The 14,565-nt window shown below is 65.6% G+C and carries 11 protein-coding genes; 4 read left to right on the forward strand and 7 right to left on the reverse strand.

The window, feature by feature from the left end; translation table 11 throughout:
* Positions 1 to 122 precede the first annotated feature (122 nt).
* The gene (locus EV652_RS25875) at positions 123 to 791 is read right to left on the reverse strand and encodes a class I SAM-dependent methyltransferase (protein WP_132211837.1); all 669 of its coding nucleotides are present in this window, start codon (positions 789 to 791) and stop codon (positions 123 to 125) included.
* Positions 792 to 927: 136 nt separating this feature from the next.
* Here EV652_RS25875 and EV652_RS25880 point away from each other — a divergent pair, with 136 nt between their 5' ends.
* From EV652_RS25880 to EV652_RS25895, 4 genes are all read left to right on the forward strand, one after another.
* Positions 928 to 3,075 carry an SCO7613 C-terminal domain-containing membrane protein gene (locus EV652_RS25880; RefSeq protein WP_255512629.1) on the forward strand — a complete coding sequence of 716 codons (2,148 nt, stop codon included), beginning with the start codon at positions 928 to 930 and terminating at the stop codon, positions 3,073 to 3,075.
* A gap of 74 nt (positions 3,076 to 3,149) precedes the next feature.
* Positions 3,150 to 4,688 (forward strand): PfkB family carbohydrate kinase, encoded by a 1,539-nt coding sequence (locus tag EV652_RS25885; protein ID WP_158441246.1) that lies wholly within the window; start codon positions 3,150 to 3,152, stop codon positions 4,686 to 4,688.
* Between the two features lie 160 nt (positions 4,689 to 4,848).
* Entirely contained in the window at positions 4,849 to 6,336 is a 1,488-nt protein-coding gene (locus tag EV652_RS25890) for a PfkB family carbohydrate kinase (protein ID WP_158441247.1), read from the forward strand.
* A 230-nt stretch (positions 6,337 to 6,566) separates the two neighbouring features.
* The gene (locus EV652_RS25895; protein ID WP_132211840.1) at positions 6,567 to 6,794 is read left to right on the forward strand and encodes a hypothetical protein; all 228 of its coding nucleotides are present in this window, start codon (positions 6,567 to 6,569) and stop codon (positions 6,792 to 6,794) included.
* Between the two features lie 62 nt (positions 6,795 to 6,856).
* Here EV652_RS25895 and EV652_RS25900 read toward each other — a convergent pair whose 3' ends face one another.
* The 6 genes from EV652_RS25900 to EV652_RS25925 form a co-directional block, all read right to left on the reverse strand.
* The gene (locus EV652_RS25900) at positions 6,857 to 7,495 is read right to left on the reverse strand and encodes a hypothetical protein (protein WP_132211841.1); all 639 of its coding nucleotides are present in this window, start codon (positions 7,493 to 7,495) and stop codon (positions 6,857 to 6,859) included.
* A gap of 231 nt (positions 7,496 to 7,726) precedes the next feature.
* The gene (locus EV652_RS25905) at positions 7,727 to 9,235 is read right to left on the reverse strand and encodes a Mom family adenine methylcarbamoylation protein (RefSeq protein ID WP_158441248.1); all 1,509 of its coding nucleotides are present in this window, start codon (positions 9,233 to 9,235) and stop codon (positions 7,727 to 7,729) included.
* Between the two features lie 112 nt (positions 9,236 to 9,347).
* The gene (locus EV652_RS25910) at positions 9,348 to 11,096 is read right to left on the reverse strand and encodes an IucA/IucC family protein (protein WP_132211843.1); all 1,749 of its coding nucleotides are present in this window, start codon (positions 11,094 to 11,096) and stop codon (positions 9,348 to 9,350) included.
* Complete coding sequence (locus EV652_RS25915) at positions 11,093 to 12,385, reverse strand: lysine N(6)-hydroxylase/L-ornithine N(5)-oxygenase family protein (RefSeq protein ID WP_132211844.1); 1,293 nt, start codon at positions 12,383 to 12,385, stop codon at positions 11,093 to 11,095. The genes EV652_RS25910 and EV652_RS25915 overlap by 4 nt, the downstream gene beginning before the upstream one ends.
* Before the next feature lies 1 nt (position 12,386).
* Positions 12,387 to 12,911: a GNAT family N-acetyltransferase gene (locus tag EV652_RS25920; protein ID WP_242002006.1), complete on the reverse strand. Its 525-nt coding sequence runs from the start codon at positions 12,909 to 12,911 to the stop codon at positions 12,387 to 12,389.
* Positions 12,912 to 12,921: 10 nt separating this feature from the next.
* Positions 12,922 to 14,559, reverse strand: a complete 1,638-nt coding sequence (locus EV652_RS25925) for an IucA/IucC family protein (RefSeq protein WP_132211845.1) — start codon at positions 14,557 to 14,559, stop codon at positions 12,922 to 12,924.
* Positions 14,560 to 14,565: the final 6 nt, after the last annotated feature.

Consider the following 14,565-nt stretch of genomic DNA (forward strand, 5'->3'; position numbering starts at 1 on the left):
ATGCAACTTTTCGCTTTGGTGACCACACCGCAATCTGCCGCGCCGTAGCTAGAGTGAACTTCACCTTTTCGGAATCGGGTACTTCTAGAGCCGGCTTCAGCTTCCCGGTGGAGAGTACGGAATCAGCTTGCAGGGCTGGGTTTCGCGAGCGCGACCCGCCACAGCCGGCGCGACCCTTCCTGGTACGGCGTCGTGTCGTCGACCCGCCAGCGGTCGGCCAGTTCGTGGATCAGCGCCTCGTCGAAGAACCGGCCGGCGAAACCGTCGTGCACCGACAACCCGTCCGCCAGTTCCTGCCAGTGTCCGGAACACGGATCGTCGGCCGACCACACGGCGTACACGAAGATTCCGCCGGGCCGCAGGACGCGGTGGATCTCGCCGACGAGTGACCGCAGTTCGGCGCGGGAGAAGGCCATGTTGAGCAGGATGTTCGCGAACACCGCGTTGACGGTCGCGTCGGCCGGTGGCAGCGGATCGCGGACATCGTGCAGCGCCGCGGTGACCCGGTCATCGAGTCCTTCACGCTGCGCTTCCAGCCGCAGCTGGTCGAGCGCGGACTCACTGAAGTCGGTGGCGTGCACGCTGAAACCCTGCTGTGCCAGGAAGAACGCGTCACGACCCTGTCCGGCGCCGACCTCGAGAACATCATCGATGCCTGCGGCACCGAATGCCTCGGCCGCCCATCGCGCCGCCGCGGACGGCTCGGTCCCGTGCAGGTGCGGATGGTGCTTGTACGCCGTCTGCCAACGTTCCTGCTGAGCCCTCGCGAGCTCGACATGCCCAGTGTTCATGTTGCTCCCCGTGTTCGTCACGCCGGTCTGGACGACCGGCAGACCCGCAGCAGCCTACGTCACGAATTGAGTAGACGTACTCACGCGGCCACGCGTTCCTGCTCGGGATAGTGAGGTGAGACTCAGGAGGAATGCCATGAACGCGCATGTCACCGCCCCCTTCCAGTGCCCGGCTTGTCACACACTGCTACACCTCTCAGTGCAAGCAGGCCCACAACCTGCGCCGCCACCCCCGTTGCCGCAGGCACCTCCTTTCCCACCACCAGCCCCCGTCTATCCACCGGCACCGGTCTATCCGCCGGCTCCCCCACGCGGCATCTCCGCACCGCCTGGACCTGCTCCTACACCGGCACCTCGGCCGCAGCCGGTCCGCCGGCCAGCTGCGAGCTTCCAGCCTCTCCCGCCGCCACCTCAGCCGGTACGGCGCGCGGCACCGCCGCGCCGTCGCCTGAGTCCGCAGGCGACGCTGCTCAGCCTCGGCGTACTCCTTCTCCTCGCAGCCGGCGTCACCTTCCTCGCGGTCAACTGGGACAGCCTCCCGGTCACCGCACAGGCCGGCATCATCGGCCTGCTCGCCGCCCTGGCCTTCGCCGGCTCGATCCCCGCGAGCCATAGCTCCCTCGCCGCATCGGCCGAAGCCCTCGCCATCCTCGGCTGCGGTCTGCTCACCGTCGACCTGTACGGCGCACGAGCCCTGGGACTCATCTCGAAGGATGCCGTCGACAACCTCACCTACAGCGCGATCGTCTTCGGGACCGTTGCCCTGATCAACCTCCTGATGACCCGGCTGGCGCCGAAGGTGGTCACGTACGGCGTCACCACGGTCATCGCGGGCCAACTGCCACTGCCGCTGATCCTGATCGACCGGGTCAGCCTGCCTTGGCTGCTCGCCGCTCTGCTCGCGCAGGTTGTCGTCACCCTCGTCCTGTCCGCCAAGGGCACGGCGATCGTCCGTCGTACCGGCGCCATCACCTCGGCTGTCGTGTTCTGCGGCATCCTCGTCACCGGCATGCTGCGGACCTTCTCGGGTCTGCTGACCAGGTACTCCGTCGACTACCGCGACTTCACCGCTACATCGTTCACGCACGCGGCACTCATGACCGTGATCGCCACCACCGCGGTCGTCTGCGTCGCCGCAATCACCGGCATCATGATCCTGCGGAAGCGACCACTCCCCTCGTCCATCACACCGGGACTCGGCGAAGCCGTCTGCGCGGCCGCGGCCGGCTTCGTGATTGCCACATGCCTTCCGCAGCTCCCCGGCCCGGGTCGCTGGCTGACCACCGGCCTCGCCACGGCGCTCGCGATCACGGTGATCCTGCGCAACCGCCGTACCGGAATGGTTTCGTTGATCCTGCACGTGGCGACCATCACTGTTGCCTTGGTCAACCTGCTGTTCTGCCTGTGGCGGGCCGACGTACGGCAACTCGGCTTCATCGCCGGCATCGTCGCCGTACTGGCCGTCTTCGCCGCGGTGCGCAAGGCGGTCGATGCGGTCCCGGCCGCCGGGGTCGCGAGCCTGAGCGCGCAGTTCGCGATCGTGCTGTTCACCATCGACGAGTTCATCAGCCTGTGGGCCGGCGCAGTCAGCCTCGCCCTGGTCGGCGCGTGCGGGATCGGTCTCGCCTGCCGGTACGTCGGCCGGCCGCTGGAACGAGTGTTGATGTGCTCGTCGGCGAGCGCCGTACTGGTGGCCGAGATCATCGCGGCGATGGTGTCCGCCGACGCCGGCACCGGTGTCGTCCTCACCATCGCCGCCGCGCCATTGGTTGCGTACGGCATGATTCCGGCCCGCCGCGTGGCGTTGCTGGTGGCCGGGCTGCTGCTGATCGTCGCGAACACCGCGTTCGTCCTGGCGGCCGGCGGGACGACGATCGAGTGGTTCACGGTGCCGCCGGCGATCGTGATGGTCGCGATCGGCGTCCTCGCCTGGCGCGACCAGCCGAGCTGGGTCTACCTCGGCCCGGGCCTGCTGATCGGTCTGGTGCCCTCGGCACTGATTGCCGATGGCAACGACAACTGGATCCGGGTGACGTGCGTGGTGGCCGCCGCGCTGGTGGTGATCGTGCTCGGTGCCCAGCTCGGGCTCCAGGCACCTTTCGTGATCGGCGCCGCCGTCCTGGCGAAGATCGGCATCTGGCAGTTCATCGAGGTCGCACCGTTGATCCCTCGCTGGATCACCCTCGGCGCCGCCGGCACCATCCTCCTCGCCGTAGGAGCAACCTACGAACGCCGCCTAACCCAAGCCAAACAAGCCGCTCGATGGCTGTCGGCGTTGCGGTGACGCGCGCGGACGGTTTCCCCCGCGGCCCCGTGATCCGCATACTTGGGTCGAGGAGACCGCGACCCGGGGGCCGGATGACGAACCGCAGCGACAAGCAGACCGCGGATGTGCTGCTGCTTGCCAGCGTGCTCGAGAAGTTGCGGACCCATGACGGACTGACCATCGCCCGGCTGCACGCCAACCGGAGCGGGATCGCGGCACCGTTGATGGACCTCGCCGCGACCCGCCGGTTCGCCACCGTGCACGAGCTGGATCTCGCCTCCGCCGCCTTCGACCTAGTCGCCAACTGCGTTCGCGACGACCTGCACGGCACCCAACAGATCGTCGCGGACGCGATTCTGGCCCTCGGCCTGCACCGTGACGCGTATCCGCACGCCGGCATCGACAAGCGGATCGCGCAGTCGCTGTACAGCACGTCCCTCGGCCGACGCCGGGAGACTCTGCTCAACCACTGGCACCGTCTGCACCAGGCACTGGGACAGCAGCCGGGCGAGGCCCCGAGCGACCGAGCCCTCCGCGGTACGACGGAGCCAGCCGTACTGCGCGAGCTCGCCAACCAACTCATCCGCCGCGACATCTACTCGGTCGGCTCGAAGACCGTGACGATGATGGACGCGGCCCCGGCCTCCGCTGTTCCATCGGCCGGCCGGGTGATCGTGGTCGGCGGCGCGGTGATGGACGCGACCTTCCGGACCAGGACCTTGCCCGCGCCGGAGACGTCGAGCGAGGCGTACAGCTTCGATCTGTCCCCCGGCGGCAAGGGCTTGAACCAGGCGGTCGCGGCCGCGCGGCTCGGTCTGCAGACGTCGATCATCGCCGCCGTCGCCGACGACAGGTTCGGTGAGGAGATCGTCCAGTACCTGCAGGGTGAAGGCGTCGACACGTCGCTGATCAAGCGAGTGCGCGGCGGCCGTACGCCGTTCACCGGGGTGTTCGAGAAAGAACTCGGTGACAGCATCGCGGTCAACTGGCGAAACCAGGCCGAGGTGTTTCTGGCGCGGGAAGACATCGACGACCGGCGCGAGCAGTTGACCGGGTGCGACGCCTTGCTGATGACGTTCGAGGTTCCGCGCGAGACCATGCAGCACACGCTGGCCGTGGCCCACCGTGATCCGAGCAGCCGGCCGCTGGCGATCGTCACGCCCGGTCAGCCGTACGAGGACGAGCGCATCTCGCGAGACACCTTCGAGCTGATCGACTACCTCGTGGCGCACCCCTGGGAACTGGGGAGCTTCGCCCCGCAAGGGCTCGCTCCGTTCGACCCGGACCCGGTCGCACGGAATCTGCTCTCCTTCGGCGTCGAGACGCTGTGCATGCTGGTCAACGGCGGCTGCACGGTCTACTCCGGCCCTGCGCACGACGTCATCAGCGTGCCGACGATCCCCTCGATCTACAAGGAGTCGTGGGCAGCCCGGGACGCGTTCTGCGCGGCCCTCGCGGCCAAGCTGATCGAGAACGACCGCACATTCTCCGGCTCGGTCGCGATCTGGGCCGCTGCCGCAATGTCCTGTGCCACCGCCGACTTCCCGCTCTCCAACTCCATGCCCGACCGCAAACGCATCGACTCCCTCATCGCCCGCTCGCCGTTCATAGTCAACGGCGGCGTCACATAGAGGCCCTTAACCGAGCCGACTCCTGGCACCGGCGACGCGCGGACATCCAACCTGCCGATGGATCCTCGCACATACTGAAATTCCCGCCTAGCTACTTAAAACGGGGGAACGGATGTCCGATCCACATTCGGCAGGGTCACCAAGCCTCTCACACCTGGCCATGAGCTTCCGTTTCCTGCGGAAGGGCGCGGGTCTTACGCCTGCCCGGATCGACATGCAAGCAGAAGCCGAGCCATTGCTTCGTCTGCCGGCAGTCCGAAGCCACGCGCTCGCGCGGAGCGACCCACCCACGGCCGTCATTCAAGTCATCACGGAATGCGTTCAATTGCTTCCGCACATGACTGACAGGCTCGTCGCGGACACCGTGCTCGGTCTACGGATGTACGCTGCGGTCTACGAGTCGCAGGAGGGGATCACCCAACAGATGATCCGTCGACTCCAGGACGATGCGGTGACCACGCGGCGAAGGGCGTTGCTGCTCCATTGGGCAACTCTTCATCGAGCGTTAGGTGCTGACCCTGCCTATCAGAAGCCGAGTGAGCGCAAGCTCCGGGGCACAATCGAGACCAGGGTTTTCCACGATTTGATCCGGCTCCTGCTGAACCGTTCTCGGGACACCAGATCCCGGCCACCACTGGGTGCTTCACCGTCGGTCGGCAGAGTGGTCGTGATCGGCGGCGTGGCGATCGATCACATCTGGCACGTAGAGCAGATCCCCGAGGCCGAGACGTCGACACTCGCGGAGGGCTACGTACGAGCACCGGGCGGGAAAGGGGTCAGTCAAGCCGTTGCCGCAGCCCGGATGGGACTCGACGTCTCTTTGGTCGCGGCGATCACCAATGACAACGACAGCTATGAAATCCTGGATCATTTGGAGCAGGAGGGGGTCGACACATCGCGGATGCAGCGCATTCCCGACCTGACGACTCCGCAGACCTGCATCAACGAGAAGCCTCGCGGCGACAGCAACGCTGCTGTCTGGCGGAGCAACGTCCAACTGGACCTGAATCATCTTGCGAAGCACGCCGACGCGATGTCCAGTTGCGATGTCCTGATGGTGACATTTGAGATCCCAAAGCCAGTTCTCTATGAGACACTGCAACTCGTGGGGAAGCCTGGGAAACAGTCGCCGATAGCAATCGTAACCCCCGGACAGCCGTACTCTGACGGCTACCTCCCGATCGATAACCTCGGCCAGATCGACTATCTCGTCGCACATTGGTGGGAGTTGCAGAAATTTGCAAACTCTGCCGGGATGGGACGTGATCCGGAGAAATTCAGCAAAGACCTGGTCGGCCGCGGACTCAAGTCATTGTGCCTACTGGAGGGCCGAGACAGCACCATTTACACCGGGACCGCCGTGCGACAGATCTCGGCAGCTTTAACAGGCCATCTCAAGGAGTCCTCCATCGCCCGGGACGTGTTCTGCGCCGCTCTAGCGTTCTGCGCGGTCGGCGAGCGCTATACCCGCGGCGCCGCTCCGGCAGTGTCCACGGCACGTGGCGACTCCGCTATCCGATGGGCGAGTGCGGCGATGGGCGCCTTTGCGAAGGACTACCGTGACCGCGAGAGCCTGATTCCGACCACACCGAAGGTGCCACGGGTGGAGCGGGAGTTGCGAGAGTTATCAGAACGCAACATGAGCTAGGACGCCCACCTCCGTTTGGCTGCCAAAAGGCAGCTGGGTCGGCCTCGGGAGATGCTGAACGGAGACTTCGACCCCAGAAGCTTGGATCGTCGCCGGCCAAAAATCACGGCTGACTCACCAAAAGCCCCGAGGTTCAATCGTCCTGAGATCAAGTTCCAGCACCCACAATGTCGTCGAGCAGCTGGAACCTCGCGACCGATCGGATGTGTGATTCAGGATCGAGGGACGCCATGGCCGGGAACCATGCACTTGTTTTGGCTCTGATTGCCTTTGCCGTCTACAACGTCATCAAGTATCTGAAGCAGATTCTCGTCGCTCTCGCGACTGCTGTGATCGCCTTCGCCGGGTTCGGGGCAGTCAGCTTCTTCGAGACGGTTCACGACGAACTCAAGCCGGCCGCTGCAACGGTCAGTCTTCCAGGATTCGCGGCGCAACCAATGGTCTTGCATCGACACTGACACCGAACCATCGCAATTGCGGCCGATCGGCGCACAGCCGGTCGGCCGCTGGTCTGTTCACCTCAGCTCGACCGGGTCGCAGTGGCGAAGCGCAGGCGAACAGTCGCCAGCGGCGAACTGAGTCGAATCCGGTACTTCAACTTCTTGAACCGTTTCCACACCAGGTCGCGCTTCAGGTCTCCGTAGGACAACTGACTGATGGCCTTGTACTCGATCGATCGACGCTTCAGGCTGTCATGGCTTTCGCAGCGCACGGCCTCGCCCTTGAACACGTCGAACTGATCACAGGTCAGGTCGACGACCCAGCATTCTGGTGATGACGACCCTTTGATCTCCACCCAGCAATGGTCGGCCAATGTCTCGTCGAGAGAGACGACTTCCCCGTAGCAGTAGGTAGCTTCGATCTCGGGCTGCCACTGACGGAGTTTGTGCAGCAACCAGGCCGACGTCACTCCGCACTGCCCCCGCGACACAGGCTTGCCATCGATACGCGTGAACGCGAAGTCGGGGTGGATGGTGCGCGGCGACCAAGCCTTGGAGAGCAGGGTTCGGTACGTGTGCAACAGGTCGTCCGGAATCGGCCACAACGGCACAGTGCGGGACGACTGATCGTCGACCGGGACATGGTCCGCGGTCGCTACAGATGCAGGCACATCGTCGACAAACGTCACGCCACGGGCTCCATCCAGCAGGTCGGCCACCTGCCGACGGCACAGTCTGGCATGAGTGTCGCGCTTAGTGAAAGCATCACTACTTCTCGTGGTCGGCGTGTCGGGCAGGCGAGGGCAACTTGCCGTCACGACTTCGCCAGGCGCAGCTACTCCCCCGAGTCACCTGAACCAGGCCGTGCCGAATGTTCCTATGGTGCATTCCATCGGGTTTCTGCCCCCGTTGGCAAGCGCAACCCCGGCCGGCCGAGCAGAATCTTCGCCTCACTGCGATTCGGCAGTCCGCCCGAGGCTGTAGACCTCGTCGTCCAGAGACTCGAAACGCTGCCAGACCGGCTGTGCCGGCAACTGATCGATCGTCAGACGCTCGATGGCGTCGTACCGAATCCCGCGGCGAGCCAGTGATCGACGGTCCTCGCAAATGTACTTACCTTGTCGCGTCCGGAGAGCCATATCGACGACCAGGCTGCCGCCCTCGCCACCGCCGACTTCCACCCACGAATGGCTTGGCGGGCGCGAGAAGACACGATCCGCGCAAGCGACGTGCCCAGAGCAGTAGACCGCGTGGGCCTGGAACTGACGCTTCAGCTCGCGCACGAGCCAAATGGAACTCGAGGCGCACTGACCATTGCAGCTCATCGACGGGGAGCACTCGGCTGCAGCACAAGCCTGTGCGGTCTGCGGCGACCACACGTTTTCCAGCATCTGTTCCAGATCGTGCAGCGATGATGCGAGCCCCAGGGGCGCAGGCGACAGGACGTCCCCAACGGTGGCACCGGTCTTTCCCCAGTAGTCGTCGTCAGAGATTCGAACGAGGGATTTCACCTCGTTCAAAGAACCTTGGGAGATTCGATCCAGTCCTCGCGCCATGAGAACGTTCGGTGGCGTGTCGACGCGCGACAGCCGCGCGTTCCTGCCGAGCCGCCGGGTTGCGTACTGGCCTCGGTGATCATAGCTATAGGCAACCGGAGCTGTCGCGAACGGACGAAACCCGGACGCGCGATAAACGGACCCGTTGAAGCCGAGGAGCGGATTGTAGGCCGTGAGCATGATGCGGGCTCCGGTCACCCGGCGTACGGACCGGATCAGATGTTTGACCATCATGCTCATGACGTTGGCCGGCAACCCCGGCAGCCCGTACATCCGGGTCAGCACGACGACGTCCTCGAACCGATAGCCGCCGATGAGTCCTTCGAGCATGTACGACCGGTCGCACGGCGACACGGCAATGTAGGCCATCGGCAACTCGGCGTCCGGCAGAAAGACCCCATAGTGGAGGTGAGTGTCGCCTCGGATCGACCGCAGATAATGCAGGGAGGACTGATACTCGTTGCCCACACTCGGTTTGATCCGGTCGACCCGCAGCGGCAGGCTCGGACCGTCGACGGCATCCAGCCGAAGATCCCGCCGGCCTTGGTAGTCGGCCTGATTCAGCAACTTCATGTTCGCGCCGAGAGCAGTGATCCGCTCGTGCAGATCGATCGCAACCGCTCGTTCGAGCGCGGGCTGCAGAATCGACTCAACTGCGTCCGCAGACGTTTCCGGCGTCAATAGCCCAGGGTCGACGGACGGCAGGTGCAGGCGTATTTGCCGCTCCAACTCACCGGATCGGATACCAGCCTCCGCCGCCGTACGACGGATGGCTCCGTCATTCGCCGTGATGCAGTCTTCGAATCGATTGTCTGCTTCCGGTTGGGCCAGCCCTCCGTCTGCTGCAGCAAACGTTTGAGGTGCCGCCGGTCCCGCCGGAAGCTGCACTTGATCATGAGCCATACCCCGCTGCGCCTCCCGCGCCGAGCACTGGCTACTGACACCGAACCGTCGTTTCGGTCAAACGACTGGCTGATGAAATGCTCGGGATTCAAGAATACCGCTTTTTCGGCGGCTACCAGGGACGGAGCGGTGCGACAGGGCTCGCTTCCGACAACGGATTGGGGATGGTGCCGGTGGACGGGATCGGTGGGCGGGTGCCCAGATCGGTGTAGCCGAGGGTTAGGCGGTAGCCGTTCAAGGGGTAGCGGGTGAAGGTTTGGGCTAGGAGGGCGGTGGCCTCGAGGCGGTCGGCGTACTGGGGGTGGTGGTTGGCGTAGAGCTCTACTTCGCCTCGGGTCAGGCCCCAGAACTCTTCGGGGGTGAGGAGGTTGGTTTCGGAGAGGAGGTCGGCCAGGGGGTTGAGGACGCCTAGGAGGAGGGCGTCGACGAGGTACTGGCGGAGGATGTGCCAGGGTTTGCGGGGGAGGACGCGGGCGTGGGAGTCGGGTTCGGGGCCTCGGGCAACTATCTCGTCGGTGGAGATGTTGATGTCGTCTACTAGGTCTTTGATGACTACTCGGGTGGGGAGGCCTTCGGGGTTGCAGATGACGGCTAGGTTTTCGCCGTGGGGGTTTACGGTGATGCCGTAGTGGTGCATCAGGTGGAGTAGGGGGCGGAGTAGGGCGGACAGCAGGTGCGAGACCCACTCGCGGGGTTCGGCGCCGGATTTCTCGATGAGGGTTTGGACGAGTGGACACTCGGGAGTTGTGTGTAGTACGGCGGCCAGCGCCCACGCCGACTCGTTCGGGAGCAGTCGCGGATCGAGGGGATCGCGCCAGATGCAGCCGAGCGTTTCGGTCCACTGATAAGGGATCCCAGGCGCACTCGAGAGCTGTGGATGCCGAACGGTGACGGACGCAACCTCACCAAGGAGTTCGGTGCCGAGCCGGCTGAGCACCTCGTCCCGAGACCACAGGCCGCGCAGCCACTGGGTGATCATCGGCGCCGCCAGCGTGCAGTGCTCGGGGATGCCGCGATACACCGAGGTGTTCAGGATCTTCAGCGGCAGCTTCACCTGGTACCGCAAGGGCTGGGAGATGTTCACCATCGTCCGGATCGACTGTGTCGGCAGATAGTCGTCCGGCCCCTCCCCCAGTACGACGATCTCCCCGCTGGCCAACTCACGCGCCCACTGCGTCCGTACGACGTGGTCCAACTGCCACGGATGACAAGGCAGCCACACATACGAGTCCGGATCGACAAGCTGACCCCGGAAGGCCTCCAACACATCAGGGCCCAGCTCACGCCCGATCACCGAGTGCTCCGACAGGTCCGGCGTACCGCGGAACTCGGCAAGCCCACGACGTGCGGCGAGCCAGACCAGTCGCAACGGTGTGCGTGCCTCAGGCGCATAACGCAAGCTGTCCTCGGCCGAGAACCCCAGCCGGCCCTTGTTTGCCACCAGCAACGGATGCCCGGTCAGGTGCCCTTCCAGCCGACTGTGGTGCAGGCCCAGCAGCTCAGACCGGTCCACAGCGCTAGTAGCCATCCGTACGTCGGCCGCCAACGTGCTGGCCAACTCCGCCACGTACCCGGCCACGGTGGACCCGTCCAGCCCCAGTACGTCGGCCGCGTCGACCAGGAACTGCACCGGGTCAGTCGCGACCTCGCTCTCGTCGTTGCCCAGGATCCCGGCGGTCGTACGGCGTATCGAGTCAGGAGCCACCCGCCAACTCCCGAACGCGCCCCGGGTCGCCGTGAAAGTGTAGGCCACGGCCCCGAGGTCGAGGCGATTGTCGACCGGCTGCAGCAGGTTCTCCGTGCAGAACTGGGAGATGAGCTTCGCCAGCAGCTCGGAGGAGCAGCGAGTCCAGACACTCATCCGGGGATGGCGAAGCTGGTAAACGCCGTGGACTTCGGCAGGCGGAACACCTCACGCCCGGCGACCGCGTTCAGGATCGTGGCGTTGCGGATGGCCCCTATACCGAGGTCTGGTGCCGCGACACCATGACTGTGCAGGTCAGCGTTCGATACGAACAGCCGGCCAGTCAGCCCGTCGTCGGTCTCGACACTGTGGTCCCTGTTGATCACCCAGCGCCCTGCCGCGTCTCGTCGTACGCGATCTTCCAGCGCGGTCATGAAGGGCAGTGGACGGTTGCGGTAACCAGTCGCCGCTACCACCGCGTCGCAGAAGTGCTGGAAGTTCTTGCCGCTGTCCGAGTGGTGCAGCGTCAGTTCGATGCCGTCCGCACGAGCCACAGCAGACACCACGGCTACACCGCACTGCAGCTCCACCGGCGCGACTGATGCAGCACCGAGATCACGCTGGTAGAGAACGTCGTGGATGTCGTCCAGTGTGTCCGACGAGATGCCCTTGTAGTGCCGCCACTGCTCCTTGACCAGCTTGTCGCGTGCCGACTCGTCCAGTGCGTGGAAGTAGTCGACGTACGACGGCGTGGTCATCTCCAGGACCAGCTTCGAGTAGTCCAGCGGCGCGAACGACGGCGTACGCGTCAGCCAGGACACTGCCGGACCACCCTCGGCATTGGCACGCAGCAGGTCGAGTGCGCACTCCGCACCCGACTGCCCCGAGCCGACGACAGTCACTCGTCCTGCGCGCAGGAGGTCGTCCCGCCGGAACAGGTAGTCGGCAGAGTGCAGGAAGCGCTCCTCCGGCAGTCCGGCAAGTGCAGCCGGTACGGCGGGCTCAGTGCCGACTCCGACGACCAGATGGCGGGCTGCAAAGGTCTCAATAGCCTCACCCCGCTCCACGGTCAGCTCGAACACCGAGCCGTCCCAGGACACGTCCCTGACGTGGTGACCGAAGTGCAACGAGTCGAGCTGCGCCGCACACCAGCGCAGGTAGGCCTCGTACTCCCGCCGGGTCGGGTGGAACTTCTCCCGCACGTAGAACTGATACAGCCGGTCGTTGTCGCGCAGGTACGACAGGAACGACAGCGGGTGCGCTGGCTCGACCAAGCTGACCAGGTCGGCCAGGAACGATACCTGCAGCATCGCGTCGTCGAACATCAGGCCGCGGTGCCAGGTGAACTCCGGGCGGCTGTCCAGCACCGCGATGCGAACGTCGTCCACGCCGTCGGCCAGTGCGGCCAGTCCGAGGTTGAACGGCCCGCAGCCGATCGCGATTACGTCATAAGGGGCGGTACTCATGTCATGCCTCCACGGTCCGGGTGCGGACCATCAGTAGTGCGGTCTTCTCGGGGAGCTGTAGCTCCCCCTGCCCGACGAACCCGGCCGCGGCGAACGCGCGGACGGACTGCGTGTTGTCGATGTCGGGCTCGGCGACGACCCGGCGGCAGTCCGGGTCGCTCCCCAGCAAGGCGTCGCTGAGCGCTCGCAGCAGTCGGCGTCCGAGCCCGCGGCCCACCCGCGTGACATCGCCGATGGCGACGTGGACTCCCCAGTCGTTCTCGTCACTCGGGTAGTACTCGGCCAACCGGTCGTGCCTCACCCGGTAGAGCTCGACGTACCCGAAGTCCTCCGCGTCGACCGCGGCCACACAAGGGATCGAGTGCTCCCCCGCGGTCTGCTCGCTGAGCTCCTGCGCCCACCGCTCCACCGACCAGTCCTGATGCCACCACTGGCGGATGTGCGGCTGTGCCATCCACCACGCGATCTTCGCGGCGTCCTCAGCGCGGGCGGGTCGCAGGTCGAAGCCGCTGTCGAGATGCAACATCGGCCCGACCTCACACTGCACGGTCACCTGGCCGGAGTGGGTTGGGGATGTCTATGTAGACCGACTGCGCGTCCAGCGGCGCGATCACCTCGTCGATTCCGCGCAGCCGCGTCAGCATGTTCGCCTTGCACGGCAGTGTGTCGGCTTCGAGCCACCTACGAGCCAGCCGATCACCTTCAGGCCCGGCGGCCTTCAGCAACGGCAGCGCCAGCGTCAGCCGGTCACGCACCACACCAAGCAACGAGTCCTCGTCTGCAATCCCGTCGTAAGCCAGACACCCCACCACGGCCAAGGCTTGGTTGTGCAACAGGTAGTAGGTCAGGCGATCGTCGACAATCGCATCATCGACAACCGCCAACGTCGAATCCCGCAACCCGGTCACAGCCAGCAGCCCACGCAGGTACGACGACGCCAAGTAGTACCCCTGGTTGTCGCGGTAAGCCCCACCCTTGATCCGCCCAGCACCGTCCAGTCGCACCAGCGTGTTCTGCTGGTGTGCTTCCAGGCCGATGCCCGTCTCGGCGTACAGGTGCAGCATCGGCACCAGCACGCTGTCGATGTACGTCGCCACCCAGCCGGCTGGGTCCTCAGCGGCGTACTCACTCAAACGGCTGATCCCACCGGGCCGTGGCGCGACCAGACCGGCCAGACACGCGTAGCTGTCGACGTCGGCGGGCACCTCCCGTACAGCGACGTCCAGGCCGGTCAGCGTCGGACCGCTCTCGTCCAAGGCCACCCACGCCGGATCACGGACGATGGTGAAGCGCGGGTGTGAGGTCGCCGTACCGGCGTTGTACGCGGCATCCAGCAGCCTGTTGATCTCCAGACCGCGGCGCAGCTCGGTCGGCGTCGACTCACGTCGAGAGTTCGTGATGCGCAGACCCAGTGACAGCTTGAGCATCACCGGCAGGTCCGGGTGGTACACGGTTCGCAGACTCGAGGTCGGATACCACTGCGCTCCCTGCGGACCGAGCGCCTTGACGCGACCCGCAGAGATCAGCTCGGCCACCCGCGGGCGCTGGGCCACCGCAGCGGCCTGCCACGGGTGTGCCGGGATCAGCACCCGGCCGGCCGACGGAGTGATGCCGGCCAGCGCGCCCATCAGCTGCAGGGCGTCCAGTCCCTGCAGTGACGGCGCGCCGGCCACCTGGTCCGACGACACCAGCTCGGCGTCGGCTTCGAACCAGTGCACCGCGAAGCGGCCACCGAGCTCCGGCGAGTACGCCGCCAGTTCGTCACCGCTCAGTCCGTCCCGGCTCTTCGGCGCCGGGTGGTTCAGATGACCGAACAGCAGGGCCTGCTCGACCTCCAAGAAGCGACCCGGGCCGCGCTCGCCGTCGGCTTCGGCGACGAAGCGCTCGACGTTGCGCACCGACTCGGCCGTCCGGGCGGCAAGATCCTCGACCTCAGCGGGATCCGCGCCGGTCGACAACAACCTCACCAGGTCCTTCGGCGCCGGCGGCACCCCATCCACCAGTACGTCGGTGAACTGGTGCAGGCCGGTCCGGGAGGCGTGCTCGACCCGCACCGCAACGGTCGACTCGCCGACCCCGAAGGTCAGCGGTCCGACCGCGACGGGGACGGACGACTCCCGGGTGTAGCACCGCAGGATCGCGTTGAGGTGGGCAGCAACCGCTGTCGAGGTCATGGGGCC

This window comes from Kribbella steppae, from assembly GCF_004342025.1.
GTDB classification, from domain to species: Bacteria; Actinomycetota; Actinomycetes; order Propionibacteriales; family Kribbellaceae; genus Kribbella; species Kribbella steppae.

Coding starts and splice junctions, on each gene's coding strand:
- EV652_RS25905 (WP_158441248.1), bottom strand. CDS start 9,235: ATGGCTCATGATCAAGTGCAGCTTCCGGCGGGACCGGCGGCACCTCAA.
- EV652_RS25910 (WP_132211843.1), bottom strand. CDS start 11,096: ATGAGTGTCTGGACTCGCTGCTCCTCCGAGCTGCTGGCGAAGCTCATC.
- EV652_RS25875 (WP_132211837.1), bottom strand. CDS start 791: ATGAACACTGGGCATGTCGAGCTCGCGAGGGCTCAGCAGGAACGTTGG.
- EV652_RS25925 (WP_132211845.1), bottom strand. CDS start 14,559: ATGACCTCGACAGCGGTTGCTGCCCACCTCAACGCGATCCTGCGGTGC.
- EV652_RS25890 (WP_158441247.1), top strand. CDS start 4,849: ATGAGCTTCCGTTTCCTGCGGAAGGGCGCGGGTCTTACGCCTGCCCGG.
- EV652_RS25880 (WP_255512629.1), top strand. CDS start 928: ATGAACGCGCATGTCACCGCCCCCTTCCAGTGCCCGGCTTGTCACACA.
- EV652_RS25915 (WP_132211844.1), bottom strand. CDS start 12,385: ATGAGTACCGCCCCTTATGACGTAATCGCGATCGGCTGCGGGCCGTTC.
- EV652_RS25920 (WP_242002006.1), bottom strand. CDS start 12,911: ATGTTGCATCTCGACAGCGGCTTCGACCTGCGACCCGCCCGCGCTGAG.
- EV652_RS25885 (WP_158441246.1), top strand. CDS start 3,150: ATGACGAACCGCAGCGACAAGCAGACCGCGGATGTGCTGCTGCTTGCC.
- EV652_RS25895 (WP_132211840.1), top strand. CDS start 6,567: ATGGCCGGGAACCATGCACTTGTTTTGGCTCTGATTGCCTTTGCCGTC.